Origin of the sequence: Uliginosibacterium aquaticum (assembly GCF_012972705.2) — a bacterium.
Taxonomy (GTDB): domain Bacteria; phylum Pseudomonadota; class Gammaproteobacteria; order Burkholderiales; family Rhodocyclaceae; genus Uliginosibacterium; species Uliginosibacterium aquaticum.
Map to the genome: position 1 here is coordinate 411,960 of NZ_JABCSC020000001.1, position 14,716 is coordinate 426,675.

15 protein-coding genes are annotated in these 14,716 nt (G+C 61.9%); 6 read left to right on the top strand and 9 right to left on the bottom strand.

The window, feature by feature from the left end:
- From HJ583_RS01885 to HJ583_RS01895, 3 genes are all read left to right on the top strand, one after another.
- Positions 1-903: an NAD-dependent epimerase/dehydratase family protein gene (locus tag HJ583_RS01885; RefSeq protein ID WP_170020030.1), complete on the top strand. Its 903-nt coding sequence runs from the start codon at positions 1-3 to the stop codon at positions 901-903.
- Positions 843-2,060 (top strand): glycosyltransferase family 4 protein, encoded by a 1,218-nt coding sequence (locus HJ583_RS01890; RefSeq protein ID WP_328824800.1) that lies wholly within the window; start codon positions 843-845, stop codon positions 2,058-2,060. Before HJ583_RS01885 ends, HJ583_RS01890 begins: the two co-directional genes overlap by 61 nt.
- Before the next feature lie 66 nt (positions 2,061-2,126).
- Complete coding sequence (locus tag HJ583_RS01895; protein ID WP_217423234.1) at positions 2,127-3,314, top strand: glycosyltransferase; 1,188 nt, start codon at positions 2,127-2,129, stop codon at positions 3,312-3,314.
- 77 nt (positions 3,315-3,391) lie between these two features.
- Here HJ583_RS01895 and HJ583_RS01900 read toward each other — a convergent pair whose 3' ends face one another.
- Positions 3,392-4,624: a D-amino acid dehydrogenase gene (locus tag HJ583_RS01900; protein ID WP_170020034.1), complete on the bottom strand. Its 1,233-nt coding sequence runs from the start codon at positions 4,622-4,624 to the stop codon at positions 3,392-3,394.
- A 221-nt stretch (positions 4,625-4,845) separates the two neighbouring features.
- On the opposite strand from HJ583_RS01900, the gene HJ583_RS01905 reads away from it, so the two are divergent.
- On the top strand, positions 4,846-6,459 hold the full coding sequence (locus HJ583_RS01905) for a methyl-accepting chemotaxis protein (RefSeq protein ID WP_170020036.1): 1,614 nt from the start codon (positions 4,846-4,848) through the stop codon (positions 6,457-6,459).
- Positions 6,460-6,462: 3 nt separating this feature from the next.
- On the opposite strand, the gene HJ583_RS01910 is transcribed toward HJ583_RS01905, so the two are convergent.
- From HJ583_RS01910 to HJ583_RS01930, 5 genes are all read right to left on the bottom strand, one after another.
- Positions 6,463-7,332 carry a lysophospholipid acyltransferase family protein gene (locus tag HJ583_RS01910; protein WP_170020038.1) on the bottom strand — a complete coding sequence of 290 codons (870 nt, stop codon included), beginning with the start codon at positions 7,330-7,332 and terminating at the stop codon, positions 6,463-6,465.
- 157 nt (positions 7,333-7,489) lie between these two features.
- Positions 7,490-8,248 carry a GNAT family N-acetyltransferase gene (locus HJ583_RS01915; protein ID WP_101941849.1) on the bottom strand — a complete coding sequence of 253 codons (759 nt, stop codon included), beginning with the start codon at positions 8,246-8,248 and terminating at the stop codon, positions 7,490-7,492.
- A 107-nt stretch (positions 8,249-8,355) separates the two neighbouring features.
- Positions 8,356-8,889, bottom strand: coding sequence for an outer membrane lipoprotein (locus HJ583_RS01920; protein WP_217423235.1), 534 nt, complete (start codon positions 8,887-8,889; stop codon positions 8,356-8,358).
- 19 nt (positions 8,890-8,908) lie between these two features.
- Entirely contained in the window at positions 8,909-9,844 is a 936-nt protein-coding gene (locus HJ583_RS01925; protein ID WP_101941848.1) for a carbohydrate kinase family protein, read from the bottom strand.
- 85 nt (positions 9,845-9,929) lie between these two features.
- A complete protein-coding gene (locus tag HJ583_RS01930) occupies positions 9,930-10,298 on the bottom strand; it encodes a diacylglycerol kinase (protein WP_170020040.1) in 369 nt (122 codons plus the stop codon).
- A gap of 113 nt (positions 10,299-10,411) precedes the next feature.
- Here HJ583_RS01930 and HJ583_RS01935 point away from each other — a divergent pair, with 113 nt between their 5' ends.
- Together HJ583_RS01935 and HJ583_RS01940 are read left to right on the top strand one after the other, a co-directional pair.
- The gene (locus HJ583_RS01935; RefSeq protein ID WP_235943690.1) at positions 10,412-11,011 is read left to right on the top strand and encodes a DUF4254 domain-containing protein; all 600 of its coding nucleotides are present in this window, start codon (positions 10,412-10,414) and stop codon (positions 11,009-11,011) included.
- A 252-nt stretch (positions 11,012-11,263) separates the two neighbouring features.
- Positions 11,264-12,310: a hypothetical protein gene (locus HJ583_RS01940; protein ID WP_170020044.1), complete on the top strand. Its 1,047-nt coding sequence runs from the start codon at positions 11,264-11,266 to the stop codon at positions 12,308-12,310.
- A gap of 43 nt (positions 12,311-12,353) precedes the next feature.
- Here the strand turns inward: HJ583_RS01940 and HJ583_RS01945 are convergent, their stop codons facing one another.
- Genes HJ583_RS01945 through HJ583_RS01955 form a run of 3 tightly spaced genes read right to left on the bottom strand, consistent with a single transcriptional unit; the run spans position 12,354 to position 14,713 of the window.
- Positions 12,354-13,568 (bottom strand): FtsX-like permease family protein, encoded by a 1,215-nt coding sequence (locus HJ583_RS01945; RefSeq protein WP_170020046.1) that lies wholly within the window; start codon positions 13,566-13,568, stop codon positions 12,354-12,356.
- On the bottom strand, positions 13,561-14,250 hold the full coding sequence (locus tag HJ583_RS01950) for an ABC transporter ATP-binding protein (protein WP_170020048.1): 690 nt from the start codon (positions 14,248-14,250) through the stop codon (positions 13,561-13,563). The genes HJ583_RS01945 and HJ583_RS01950 overlap by 8 nt, the downstream gene beginning before the upstream one ends.
- A gap of 4 nt (positions 14,251-14,254) precedes the next feature.
- On the bottom strand, positions 14,255-14,713 hold the full coding sequence (locus HJ583_RS01955; protein ID WP_170020050.1) for a hypothetical protein: 459 nt from the start codon (positions 14,711-14,713) through the stop codon (positions 14,255-14,257).
- Between the last annotated feature and the right edge of the window lie 3 nt (positions 14,714-14,716).

Below are 14,716 nucleotides of genomic sequence, written 5' to 3' on the forward strand. Positions count from 1 at the left end.
ATGTCGGTCAAGCGCGCCCTGATTACGGGGCTGGGAGGCTTTACTGGCTATTACATGGCGCTTGAACTCGAATCGGCTGGTTACGAGGTGCATGGTTTGGGCAGTGAAGAGTCTTCGCAGCCCAACTATCATCGTGCTGACCTGACCGATGCAGGGAGCTTGCGCGCGGTGATGGATCGCCTGCGTCCGGCTGTAGTCGTGCATCTTGCGGGCATTGCGTTTGTTGGGCACGGTAATGCCGACGCATTCTATCGCGTGAATCTGATGGGCTCTCGCAACCTGCTTGAGGCTTTGTCGGGCGTTGCTGATGGGCTTGACTGTGTGTTGTTGGCAAGTAGTGCCAACGTCTACGGTAATCGCACGGAAGGCGTGATCGGCGAAGATGTTCTGCCAGATCCGGCCAATGACTATGCCGTCAGCAAGTTGGCGATGGAGTACATGGCGAAGCTTTGGCTGCCAAAACTGCCTATCGTGATTGCCAGGCCCTTCAATTACACCGGAGTTGGACAGACCGAAAGCTTCCTGCTGCCGAAGATCGTTGGTCATTTTTGTCGCCGTGCTCAACATATCGAACTGGGTAACCTGGATGTCTGGCGGGATTTCAACGATGTCCGGCGTGTGGCTTCCGCGTATCGTGGGATGATCCAAGCATCTGTGCGTACGGTGGGGCAGGTCTTTAATGTCTGCTCTGGGCGGGCTACGTCCTTGCGGGAAGTGATTGCGTTGATGGAAGAGATTGCGGGTTACAGCATCGATGTGGCGGTGAATCCGGCGTTTGTTCGCGCCAATGAGGTTAGGACGCTGACAGGTAGTGCGGCGCGATTGAATGAGGTGATCCCGGAGTGGCAGCCTTTGCCACTCAAGGACACTCTGACTTGGATGTACGAGGCTGGTTGCAGATGAAGCTTGTGTTAGGGGTTGATGCTGTCCGTTATCCGCTGACCGGGATCGGCCGCTACACTTATGAGCTCGCTCGAGGTCTTGAACAGAAATCGGAGATAGAGCATCTGCGTTACTTCGCAGGTCATCAATTGCAAGCGGCTTTGCCTGAACCGCACTTGTCTGGCAGCGAGCAGGCTAGGGCGGACTCCGTGCGATCCATGAAGTTGATGCTGTTGAAGAGCCGGTTAGCGGTTGGATTACATCGTGGGCTAAAGTCTGTTTTGCAGGCTAGAGCCTTGAAGAGCTTGAAGGATTATGTCTACCACGGGCCGAATTACTACCTGCCTCCGCACGGTGGGCCTTGTGTCGCGACTTTTCACGATCTGTCGATGTTCAAGCACCCTGAGTTCCATCCACCGGAGCGTGTCCGCTATATGGCGCAGGAGTTGCCGGTGGCACTCAAGCGGGCCAGTGTTTTGCTGACAGACTGTGAATACACGCGGCAGGAAATTATTGAGTATTCAGGCTTCCCTGCTGACCGGGTGCTCTCCGTGCCGTTGGCGGCTTCTGGTGATTTCCGTCCGCGAACTCATGATGAGTGCATCGCTGTTCTTGTGCGCCTAGGGGTGGAATACAAGCGTTTCGTGCTTTTTGCTGGGACGATTGAGCCTCGCAAGAATATTTCAGGCCTTCTGGATGCCTATGAACGTTTGCCCGAAGCTACGCGGAAGCATTACCCTCTCGTGATTGCGGGTTATCGTGGATGGCGTAGCGAAGAACTCCATGCAAGGATTGTCTCGGCCCAGGAGCAGGGTTGGGTGCGTCACCTAGGGTTTGTTCATAACGCTGATTTGCCTGTCTTGTTTTCGGCTGCGCAGGCATTTGCATTTCCATCCTTTTATGAAGGCTTCGGTTTGCCCGTGCTGGAGGCAATGGCTTGTGGTGTGCCAGTAGTCTGTTCGAATGCCTCGAGTCTGCCTGAGGCTTCGGGGGGCTACGCCCTTTCTTGCGATCCTGAAGATATCGAGACCCTCACGATGCTACTCGTACGGGCAATTGAAGATGAGGGATGGCGTGCTGAGGCCCGCATCAATGGCGTGGCGCACGCGGCGACCTTTTCCTGGAGTCGCGTTGTATCGGAAACCATGCACTCTTATCGCCTAGCGCTGACTCTTTGATATATGTATTCGGATCCTCAAGCCCTGTTGCCCCAGCCTTCACTCTCAGGTAATAAGACACCCCGCTTGGCTCGTGAAGTGGAAGGCGCGGAGGCATTTGTGCATTCCGTTGTTCACACAGGCCCCCGGGTTCTGCACATTTACCGCACTTATTTTCCTGAAACGCAGGGAGGCGTGCAGGAGGCTGTTCGGCAGTTGTGCCTTGCAACGGCAGATCATGGGTGCCGCAATACGATTTATTCGCTTGCAAAGAATGCGTTGCCACAGGTGATGCGTTTGCCGGAAGGCGTGCTTGTTCGCAGCCGTAGCGTGTTTGAAGTTGCGTCTTGCGATTTCGGCTCGCCTTTATCCTTCGTTCGTTTGCGTGCCTTGGCCAAGCGTGCCGATATCATTCATTGCCACTATCCGTGGCCGTTTGGAGATTTGCTGGCGCTGCTTGGGGCTTCGCGTACCCCCATGATTGTGACCTACCACTCGGATATTGTCCGCCAGCGGCTTCTCGGCAAGGTGTACAAGCCCTTGCAGGACCAGTTCTTCCGTCGTGCGGCGGCGGTTGTGGCGACTTCGGATGCCTATAAGTCCAGTAGTTGTCTGCTTCAGTCCATGGGGGAGAAAGTCACGACGATCCCTTTGGCGCTGGATTGTCGAAAGCTGCCAACGCCAAATATTGAGCGAGAGGCTTCTTGGCGTGCTCAGCTTGGGCAGGGGTTTTTTTTGTTTGTAGGTGTGCTGCGTTATTACAAAGGCCTACATTTTTTGGTCGAGGCGGCACGCAGGACTGGTTTGCCGGTTGTCATCGTGGGGGATGGGCCGGAGCGTGAGCGCTTGCAGTCACAGGCTGCCGGGCTGTGCAATGTCCATTTCCTTGGTTATCGGGATGATGCGGATAAGTTCGCGTTGATCCGGCTGGCACGGGCGATGGTTTTCCCGTCTCACCTGCGTGCAGAGGCTTTCGGGGTTTCGTTGCTGGAGGCTTCGGCAATGGGGCGTCCGATGATTACAACCGATATTGGAACCGGAACCTCTTTGGTGAACGCTCACGGCGAAACGGGTCTGGTTGTGCCTCCAGGGGACATTGAGGCTTTGGCTGCAGCCATGCGGCACTTGGAAGACAACCCGCTCCTGTGTGATCGAATGGGGGAGGCTGCAGGTAAGCGCTGCCGTCGTTTGTTCTCGGCTGATGTGGTCGGGGCGGCGTACAGTAAGCTGTATGACCGAGTGCTTGGCGAGCACCTGCCAAGCAGCCGTAGCTGATCTCCATCTCGGGAGAAGGACCGCCTGAGTATTGTTGCGCCTATGTTCAGGTGTTTTGTCTGTAGGGGCGCCCTGCTTCAGACCTCGCTTGTTAGCCCATCAATGTTGTTGGCGAGTTTTCGGGCTGACCCCGCTGCCAGAGTCCACCCCAGGGTGCCGTGTCCCGTGTTGTAATAAAGATTCTCCAGTCCGCCACGCCCGATGATTGGGAGGTTGCTGGGGGTGGTTGGGCGCAGGCCAGCCCAGTAGTTGGGCTCGCTGGCGTCGCAGGCGCCGGGGAAGAGGTCTTCGGCCCAGCGCAGCAGGGCGCTACAGCGCTCCGGATCGAGTTCGGTGTTGTAGCCGTTGAGCTCCGCTGTGCCGGCAATGCGCAGGCTGTCGCCGAGGCGGGAGCAGACGATACGCCGGGATTCATCGGTGAGGCTGACCGTTGGTGCGCGGGCGGGATCTTTTAGTTTGAGCGTGGTGGAGTAGCCCTTGACCGGGTAGATTGGCAGCCGTTCGCCCAGTGGCCTTACCAGCAAGGGGCTGTAGCTGCCGGCGGCGATGACGTAACTGTCGGCTCCGAGGGTTTCACGTTGCCCGTCTCGTTCGATCTCGATTCCGCCGACCCGTTTGTTGTCACGAATCAGGCTGCGGACGCGTGCGTTGAACAGGAACTCGACGCCGATGTCGCGACAGCGCTCAGTCAGTTCAGTGACGAAGCGCTGGGCATCGCCACTTTCATCCTCGCTTCCGAGCATGCCGCCAACCAGGCGCGTTTCAACGTGCGCGAGACTGGGTTCCTGATCCACACAGGCTGAGGGGGTGAGCATCTTCGAGGCGATGCCGAGCTCGCTCAGCACGCGTTGCTGGGCTTCGCCGTGGAGGTAGTTCTCCTTGGCGAAGTAGAGGTGCAACACACCGCGCGAGAGACTGTTGTAGTGAATGTCGGTGGCTTCACGCAGGGCGCGCAGTTCGTGGCCACTGAATGCGGCCAGACGCGCAATCGCAAGGGTGTTGCGACGGGTACGGTGGGGCAGGCATTCGTGCAGGAACTGCAATCCCCACTTGATGCGGGCGGCCTCGGCGGGCCAGCGAAAAAGCAGCGGAGCATCCTTGCGGCCCAGCCACTTCAGGATGGTGAGCGGTGCGCCGGGGTTGGCCCAGGGTTCGGGGTGGCTGATGGAGATCTGGCCACCGTTGGCAAAGCTGGTTTCGAGGGCGGGAGCGGCATTGCGCTCGATGACGGTGACGCTGTGACCGGCGGTACGCAGGTACCAGGCGGCTGTCACGCCGGCGAGTCCTGCACCAACGATAAGGATATGCATGGTGGGAAGCTACGGGTTCGGGCGCCGCCACGCAGCGGCAAGCGCGATTATTGCCGATTCCCGTCCGCGTGGTATGACCTGTGCCAAGTCGGGCCACTATGTCCTTAGGTTCAGGTGTCCCAATCTGTGATCAAGTCGTGACCCCGGCGAGCCGTAAAGCAGGCTGTTGATCCGCTTTGTCGGCGAAGGGCGCAAAAATGAAGATCAGAACGAAATTGCTCATGATCCTGCTGCTGGGGGCTGCGATTATTCTCGGCCAGGGGCTGTGCGGGCTGTGGCAGATGCAGCGCCTGGAGGGCAAGCTGGATGCTGGCTTGGAAAGCCGGCTGGTGGCGGCTGAGCTTGAAAAGACCGGAGCGGAGGCGCAGGTGGCCTTCAAGACCCAGGTGCAGGAATGGAAGAACATTCTCATCCGGGGCAATGACAAGGCACTTTACGAGCGCTATCTCAAGCAGTTTGGAGAGGAGGAGGCGCGGGTGGCCAAGGCCCTGGCTATCCTGGATGCGGGGATGCAGCGAGTGGGACTGGATGCCGCTCCAGTGCGCAAGGCGGATAGCGAACTCAAGGCCTTGGGTGAAAAATACCGCAGTGCTCTGCAGCAGTTCGATCCGGCCGATCCGGAGGCGGGCAAGAAGGTGGATGTGGCGGTACGTGGCATGGACCGAACCCTGGCTGCGGCAATGGCCGAGCTGGACAAGGTGATTGCGACCTACGCTCTTGAGCAGACCGAGCACTTCAGGGCGGAGGCCGCCAGCATCATGCATAACGCACAGTGGCTGACTGCGGCAGGCGTGGTGCTGGTACTGGCTGGACTGGCAGGGGTCGGCTGGTTCCTGCTGCAATCGATCATGCGCTCGGTGTCCGGCCTGCGCAGCACCATGTTGCAGGTGGAGCAGGACTGGGATTTGACTCACCGCGCGCCGGTGAGCGGTAAGGATGAGCTGACGGAATGCGGGGTAGCGCTTAATCAGATGCTCGAGCGTTTCCAGCAGATCGTGCGGGAGATCCACACACGCATGGATGAGCTTGCCCGGCAGACTGCGTCGATCGCCAGTGCGGTCGATCAAATGGGACATTCGAGCAATGCCCAGAGCAGTGCGGCCAGTTCGGTGGCCGCAGCGGTCGAGGAGCTGACCGTCAGTGTCGGTCAGGTGGGTGATGCGGCGCAGGAGGCCGAGCAACTGGCGGGACGCTCACGCAGCAGCGCGCTGAACGGGCACGGCGCTGTCGAGCAGGGCAATGCTCAGTTGCAACGCACCTCCTTGCGCGTGCATCAGACGGCTGCGGTACTGGAGGAGCTTGGAACGCGCTCTGACGCCATTTCCGGCATCGTGCAGACGGTGAAGGAAATTGCTGACCAGACCAATTTGCTGGCCCTGAACGCCGCCATTGAAGCGGCGCGAGCCGGTGAGCAGGGGCGTGGGTTTGCGGTAGTAGCCGACGAGGTGCGCAAGCTGGCGGAGAAAACCACCAGCTCAACCGCTCAGATCAATGCGTTGGTAAAACTCATCCAGGAAAGTTCGGTGCAGGCGATTGCCGATGTGCGCAGCGTGGTACAGGCCTTCGAGGAGCAGTTGGGGCTGGCTTCGCAGGCTGAGCAATCCATCGGTGAGATCAGTCAGGCCGCAGATCAGACCACCGAAGCCAGCATGCGTATCAATGCCGCCTTGCGCGAGCAGAGTTCGGCCAGTCAGCTGATTGCGCAGCAGGTCGAGCAGATTGCCAGCATGTGCGAGGAGAGCAACGGCGCGGCACAATCCGTGGACCACAATGCGCGCAGTCTGGATCAGCTGGCCGTCGCGCTGGTGGAGACGGTGCGGCGTTTTCGCGTCTGAGGCTCAGCCAGCTACGGCCGGTAAGGCTTCGGACAAGGGATCGGTGGGCTCGGTCGGCGCCAGTTGGGCTTGTGGCGTGAAGCCCAGCGCGCAGGCAATGATCTGCTCACTCTGGCTGGCCAGTTCGCGCCGGCTCTTGCTTGGTTCTAAGGGGCTCAGTACCTGCAGCCGCGCACGCAGGCCTGAAGCACTGGCAATCGCGAGCATGCTTGCGCCAAAACTGATGTCACCATCGTAAGCTGGCGCAAGGCTGAGTTCATCGTGCCGGCCGAGGTAGCGCAAGCCCAGCGGCTGGACCCCTGACGCTGCCTCCACTGCCGCTTCAAACAACGCCGGGCGAAAAGGCAGCATGGCGTGGCCTTGAGTGGTGGTGCCTTCCGGGAACACCGCAATGCGCTCGCCCTCGCGCAGGCGCTGGGCCATTGCTGCGGCGGAACGGGCGGCAGCTGCGCGGTTGCCGCGCTCGATGAAGAGTGTGCCCGTATGCGCTACCAGCCAGCCCAGTGCGGGCCAGGCACGTACGTCATCCTTGCAGACGAAGGTGGTGGGGGCCACGGCATTGATTACGAACACGTCCAGCCAGGAAATATGGTTACACACCACCAGGCTTTGTGGAGGGATCTCCTCCATGGGAGCTTCGAGCGTTACGCCTAGCGAGTCGACCAGGAAGGCTGCCCACAGTTGTTTGACACGTCGCTGGTGGGAGGCCGACCAGAATGGGAAGAAGAAGCGCACGATGAGCAGGCCGCCGAGCACCAGGATGACGACTTGGGTCAGACGCCAGGTGGTGCGCAGGGCGCGAAAGGGGGCGGTGAATGCGCTGCGCAGCGTTTGGAGGGACGCGGGAAGGGTGGGGGCCTGAGACGTGGTCATGTTTTGATCAAGGGCGGCTGCCCATTTACGTTTTTGGGGGCGGGCGCAAGGGCCGACATGGCGCCTGAGCGAACTGTGGCTCGGTGCCGCCCCGTTTCCCGCTCGGGGCCAACCTGCTGAGGTCGGCAGCCCGGGCGGATGGTCCGTGGCCGCGCGCTCAAGCGCCCTGGCGTTCCACGAAGTGCTTGGCGTAGCGCGCATCGACGCGCGCCATGTTCAGCAGGATCAGCAGATCGGCGGTATTGAAGTCAGGATCCCAGGCCGGTGCGCCGCACACCTGAGCACCTGCGCGCAGATAGCCCTTGAGCAGCGGCGGGATTTCGGCGCGGGCCTCGCTGGCCAGCATTTCGACCGGCAAAGGATGGCGCGGGAAAACGTGGTATTCCACCGGTGCCAGCTTGTCTGCCAGCGCCTGGAATATATTCGCCGCGTTATGGCCACCGTCGGCCATACCGATCGAGGCGCATCCCATCATGTATTCGTAGCCACCGCTCTGCATGAAGCGGGCAAGGCCGTTCCACAGCAGGGTGATCACGGCGCCGGTACGGTATTCGGGATCGATGCAGGAGCGGCCGACCTCGACCAGATTCGGGCGCAGATGCTGCAGGCGGGTCAGATCGAATTCGGTTTCGGAGTAGTAGCCGCCGATCTTGCGTGCTGCTTCCGGGGTGAGGATGCGGTAGGTGCCGACGATGCGGCCATGCGCTTCATCACGCACGATCAGGTGCTGGCAGTAAGCATCGAAATGATCGCGGTCCACACCCGGTGTACGCGGGTTGAGGCGGGCGCCCATCTCTTCGGCAAAGACGCGGTAGCGCAGTTTCTGCGCGGCCAGGATTTCGGATTCGGTGGCCGCGAGGCCTACCCACAGCGAGCGGGACTTTTGTTCGGAGGTTTGCGGGCTGACACGCAACATGATTTTGATCCTCGAGTGGCTGCAGGGCTCATGCCTGCCGTGCCACTCTAGGAGGATCGTGTTGCGTGCCGGTTACCGGCTGGTTGCGCGGAAATTACACCGCGCTTTCAGAGGCTGGTGGTGCTGCCCTTGCTGTCTTTGGCCGGGCTGGGGGCAGGGGCAGGGGCAAGCGGTGCGGTGGCCGGAGAGACGCGGGTTTCACCACTGCTCTGGAGTACGCGCACATGGTCGCCCGGGGCGAACTTGTCTTCCTTGCCGATCCCCTGCACTACCACCATGGTTTCACCGCTGGTCATGCGGACGGTGAGTTCCCAGGCATTCTCGCGGGTATAGCCTTCCTCGGTCGCCGCACCGGCCACGCCGCCGACGACAGCACCGACAATCCCGGCGACGATGGCGCCGCGTCCGTCACCAATGCCGCTGCCGGCCACGCCGCCGATGGCAGCTCCGCCCAGCGCGCCGAGGCCGCTCTTGGTTCCTTCCAGGCGAACCTTGCGCACCTCGAGCAAGGTACCTTCGCGGTAGCTGATCGGCCGCCGAGCTTCTGCGCGTGAATACACATCCCCGGCCTTGCTGCTGGCGCAGCCGGCGGAGACCACTGCGGTGGCGATCAGGGCGAGGATCAGGAGCGGGTTCTTCATCTGCGGCTTTCCTTCGTGCTTACCAGGGGGCGCTGCCGTAAGCCTTGGCGTAGCGGGCAGCGATCTCATCCCGGCTCGGGTTGTAGTTCTGGCCCCCCCGGCTGGCGATCTTGAGAGCGCCCATGGTCGAGGCCAGGCGCGTGGACTTTTCCAGATCCCAGCCGTTCGAGAGGCCGTAGAGCAGGCCGCCGCGATGGGCATCGCCGCAGCCGGTTGGGTCGACGATGTCGTCGGCCGTTACGCCGGCGACTTCAATGACGCGGCCTTCGGTGTAGATCCGGGATCCTTGCGCACCGAGTGTGACCACCAGGCCCTGCAAACGTTCCGCCAGTGCCTCGAGGGAGAGCCCCGTCTTTTCGCAGACGAGCCTGGCCTCGTAATCGTTGAGGGTGCACCAGGTTGCCAGATCCAGACACTCAAGCAGCTCGTCGCCGGAGAACATTGGCAGCCCCTGGCCCGGATCGAAGATGAAGGGCAGGCCGGCAGCAGCGAAACCGCGTGCGTGGTGGAACATGCCGTCGCGGCCGTCCGGCGACACGATGCCGATCTTGATGCCCTCTGCGTCGCGCACGCTATTGCGGTGCGAGAAGCTCATTGCGCCTGGGTGGAAGGCGGTGATCTGGTTGTCGTCCAGATCGGTGGTGATGAACGCCTGGGCGGTGAAGCTCTCCGGCACCTGACGAATGTGGCGGGTGCCGATGCCCTGTTCTTCGAGGCGGGCCAGGTAGGGACCGAAATCGTCGCCCACGGTGGCCATGATCTGCGGCTCTCCACCCAGCAGTTTCAGCGACCAAGCGATGTTGCCGGCGCAGCCGCCAAAATCGCGGCGCATTTCCGGCACCAGGAAGGATACATTCAGGATGTGGATCTGCTCGGGCAGGATGTGTTTCTTGAACTGGGAATGAAACACCATGATGGTGTCGTAGGCCATCGAGCCGCAAATGAGGACGGACATGGTCGGAATCCGGGTGTAAAAGTGCGCGGATTGTAGCGCATGGGGCGCTCCCGGGCCTGTCAGGGTATTTGCCGGGCGTCAGTCCCTAGCCGAAAAACACCAGCCCCCACACTGCAGCCAGATTGATGAGGGTGATCAGCACGGCGGCGCTGCCGATATCCTTGGCGCGCTTGGCGAGCTCGTGGCGCTCCAGCGAGACGCGATCCACCACGGCCTCGACCGCGGAGTTGAGCAATTCCACGATCAGTACCAGCAGCACACAGGCGATCAGCAAGGCTTTTTCCGGGCCGCTGCGGGCTGAGAGCAGGGCAAGGGGGATCAGCAGAATGGCCAGCAGCACTTCCTGCCGGAAGGCGTCTTCGAGTTTGTAGGCAGCGCGGAGGCCGTCCAGTGAATAGTTGAAGGCATTCCAGATGCGGACGATGCCAGTCTTGCCTTTGAAGGGACTTTCCATTTGGGTGGGCTTCTCCATGCGGGGCTGCCAGCGTATGGCGCCCGTGTTACGGCACGCTTACCGCGGCAGGGCGTAGAATGCCGCACCTCCGATTGAATGCACAGAGCCGCACCATGACCAAGCTGATCGATAGCGCCGAAATCATTGCTTTCCACGATGCCTGCGTGGCCAACCGCTGCTGGGCCAAGTCCGAGCCGGCCCGCTTTGCTGAAGGCCTGTGGCAATTCCTGGAACTGAATCACCGCTTCAACAACCTGCTCTGGGACGAAGAGGATCTGGCCCGCCGCAAGGACGTGGCCGATAGCGAAATTGCCGCCAACAAGCGCGCCATCGATGGCTACAACCAGAAGCGTAACGATGCCATCGAGCGCATGGACGAAGTCTTCCTCTCCGCCCTGCCGCCGGCAGTGACGGGCAGCCGCCTGAATTCCGAAACGGCGGGCAGCATGATCGACCGCATCTCCATCCTCGGCCTGAAGATCTTCCACATGGGCGAGCAGACCCGGCGCAGCGATGCCTCGGTTGAACACGTCGCCACCTGCCAGGCTAAGCTTGAACGCCTGCGTGAGCAGCGTGCCGATCTGGCCGCCTGCCTGGAGCAGCTGCTGGCCGATTGCGCGGCCGGGCGCGCGCATTACAAGGTCTACCGCCAGTTCAAAATGTACAACGACCCGACCCTGAACCCCTATCTCTACGGGGCCAAGAAGAGCTGATCCGGATGAGGTAGCGCAACAACAGGGCCGCTCCATGGAGCGGCCCTGTTGTTTTCGGATGGGCGCTTCTCGCTTCTGATGGACGTCCGGGATCTGGTGCCGGGCGCTTATTGATGCCGGTCATGCCCGGCGCGAAAAGCGTGATGGGAGAGGGTTTTCCGCCGCGTCAGGGGCTGTCGATCGAGGCTCGGAACACCTATCCTGACGAAGTGGTTTTGCGTGTGCAAACGACGATCCGGAGCGGAGTTTTCCATGAAGAGAATGATCAGTCTGGTGCTGGCCCTGATGGCGGCCGCACTCCTTACGCCGAGTCTCGCGGCCGAACCTGCTGCGGCGCAGAGCAAACCTGCTGGCGCGCGTATCGAGATGGGCGTGGGGCACTTCAACCGGGATGGCAAGGCCTTCCATTACTGGGACAAGGCGGCAGAAATTCCCGCCGGCTGCGCCCGCTGCCATGCGGCCCAAGGTGTGCCGGAGTATCTGGCGAATGGCAAGAACGCCCCCGCCAAGCAGGTGAAGAATGCCTATGCCTGCACCAACTGCCATGCCGACATGCTCAGCTACGAGCGTCACAAGGTCAGCAAGCTCACCTTCGCCAGCGGGCTGGAAGTGGATGCCGGCCTCAATGACGCCAACCTGTGCATGACCTGTCACCAGGGGCGTGAGTCCACGGCCAGCGTGAACAAGGCGATTGCCGGTAAGGCACTCGACACGCCGGATCCGGCGCTGGCCTTCATCCATGTGCATTACTTCCCGGCGGGCGCGACGCTCTTCGGCACCCAGGCCAAGGTGGCTTACGAGTTTGCGGGTAAGACCTATGACGGGCGCTACAAGCATCCCAAGCAGCTGGATAACTGTCTGGCTTGCCATGATCCGCACAGCGGCCAAGCCAAGGTCGAGAAATGTGACAGCTGCCATACCGACAAGGGTGATCGCATCGCGGACTACCGCAGCGAGCTGAAGCAGAGCATGGATTCGCTGTATGCCGGCATCCAGCAGTATGCGATCAAGGTCGGAGGTGTGCCCCTGGCCTACTCTTCCAAGGCCTCTCCCTACTGGTACACCGACAGCAATGGCAACGGTGTGGTGGATGACGACGAACTCAAGCCGACGAACAGCTACAAGGCCTATACGCCGCGTCTGCTGCAGGCCGTGTTCAACTACACCTTCCTGTTGCGCGACCCTGGTGCTGCTTTCCACAACCGTAGCTATGCCGGGCAGATCGTTCATGATTCGCTGGAGAGCCTCGCCGCGAGCGGGCAATCCGGTGTGAACATGAAGGGCCGGACCCGCCCCTGAGGCCTTGCCGGATGCTGAAAAAGCCCGCCGCGTGCGGGCTTTTTCATGCCTTCAAGCCTGTGGCAACCGGCCGGCGGAGGGACAGCCAGGCCGGCAGGATTGCAATCAGCAGTCCGGCGGCGGCGAGTGCGCTGGCGAGCAGGAGCTCCTCGCTGCCGAGGGATACTGGCATTGCAAAACCCATGCGCGGAGCGATCCACTGCATCAGCAGCCACGAGGCGGCGTAGCCCAACAGCAGGCCGAGGGCTGCGCCGCCAGCCACCAGCAGGCTCACTTCGAGCCAGATCACGCTGAACACGTAGCGGCTGCCGGCGCCGATGGCGCGCAGCACGGCGAACTGGCGGGCGCGGGCGAGAAAACCGACGAGCAGAGCCATCAGCACTGCGATCACAACGAGGACCTGGCTGGCTAGCGCCAGGATCGACATCAGATCGCGCACATCGCCCAGCGTGCTGTAGAGCTCGTTGAGCACTTCGGCGGGAAACAGCGCCATGCTCTCGTTCGTGCGTAGCTGGCCGCGCAGACCGTAAGCTGCGGCGACCGACTCGGGCTTGATGGCAATGGCCGGTACGCCCGGCACCCGGGTGGCATCCCAGGGTGGCCCGATCTGCGTGCTGCCTGGCGGGTGGCCCGAAGGTAGTTCATGCACGGACCATACATCTTCGACGGGTACGAGGATGGCGCTGTCCCACACGTTATGCCGTGCGGGCAGGCGACCGACCACGGTGTAGGCGAGCTCATGTTCGTGGCCCTCCTCATCGTCGTCATGGTGATGGGCGCCATGTTCCGGGTGTATCCGGGCTCCGATTGCCAGCGGCACCTGGGCGCCGATCACCGCTTCGCCGCGCTGGCGAAACGGGCGCCCCTCAAGCGGCGGCAGGCGTCCGCCGCGATGGGCGAAATCTTCGATCGTGCCCACGATGGGATGGCCCTGCCAGTTATCGCCGAACGCGATTGGCGCGGCATAGCGTATGCCGCGCGCCGTACTGGTTTTGACGAGCACTTCGCCGCTCACCAGAGGGATCGACTGCAGCTTCAGATAGACGCTGGTCAGCACCAGTTGGGTGGGGCTGCCGGGCGCGCCGACGAGCAGGTCGAAATCGTCCGCCGCACGCGCACTGCCCTGGCGCAGCGCGCGCTCCTGCGCAATGACGGCCACCCCGATGGCGACTGCGAGGGCGATCAGGGCGAGGGTGATGCCGACCAGCAGACGGTTGCGGCGGTAGTCGGCGAGCACGACGGGTAGGGGATTAAACATGGGCGGCCTCCGCAGCCTGCAGCGTGCCGCTGCGCAGTTCGAGCACGCGATCCATGCGGTGGAGCAGCGCGTTTTCGTGGGAAACGACGATCAGCGTGGCACCGTGCTCGCGCACCAGTCCGCAGAGCAGGTCGGCGATGATTTCGCGGTTTTCCGGGTCAAGGCTGGCCGTGGGTTCATCGGCCAGCACCACCGGCGGAGCGAAGAGCAGCGCACGGGCCACGGCGACACGCTGGCGCTCGCCGCGTGAGAGCAGTTCCGCACGTCTTGTTGGCTCCGCAATTCCGACCCGGCTGAGCAGACGGGTTGCCCGCGAACGCAGTGCGGGGGCGATGCGCCAGCCAGTGAAGCTGGCGGGCAGGAGCACGTTGTCCAGCGCCGAAAGGCCTTCGACGAGGTGAAAATCCTGGAACACGAGCCCGAGCTTTTGCTGGCGCCAGCGCGTCAGCCCAGCACCTGGTAACGCGGTGATATCCGTGTCGTCCCACACGATGCTGCCGGTAGTGAGTGGCTCAATACCGGCGAGGCAGTGCAGCAGGGTGGTCTTGCCTGCGCCGGAGGCACCACGGATGCCCAGCATGTGGCCGGCGGTGAGTTCGAGGCGGTCGAGGGCGAAAAGATCGGTGGTTTGGCCGGTGAAGCGGAAGCGCAGGCCGGTGGCGCGCAGGGTGCCGGTGTTCATGGGTTCAGCGAAGCTTGTTGAAGCTGGCATCGCGGATGCGCAGCTGGCTGACGAAGCCGGTCGCGGGGTCGGTATGGCTGCCGACTTCCAGCGTGCCTTCGACTTCGATGCGCTCGGAGAAGTTGGTGGGAATCACCGTCTTGCTGGCGTAGATGACCACGATGTCGACCGGCCATTCTGCGTCGGACGAACAGAAGGGGCAGATCGAAACCGGCTCGCGGGTGAGGACGAAGAACTTGCTCTCGGGCTTGAGCGGCGGCGCCATATAGCCGCGCAGGCGCACGTTCTGGCCTTTCAGCGCCAGGGTGCGCTCGGCGAACTTGAGGCCCAGCACGGTATTGGATTTGTAGAGCCCGTCAAAACTCAGGAGCTCGGCCGCACGCAAGAGCGGGCTGGCGAGCAGGACTGCCAGGCCAAAGAAAAACCGGCGGCGTGAGCCGCCGGCAAACTGCGAGGAGAACATTGC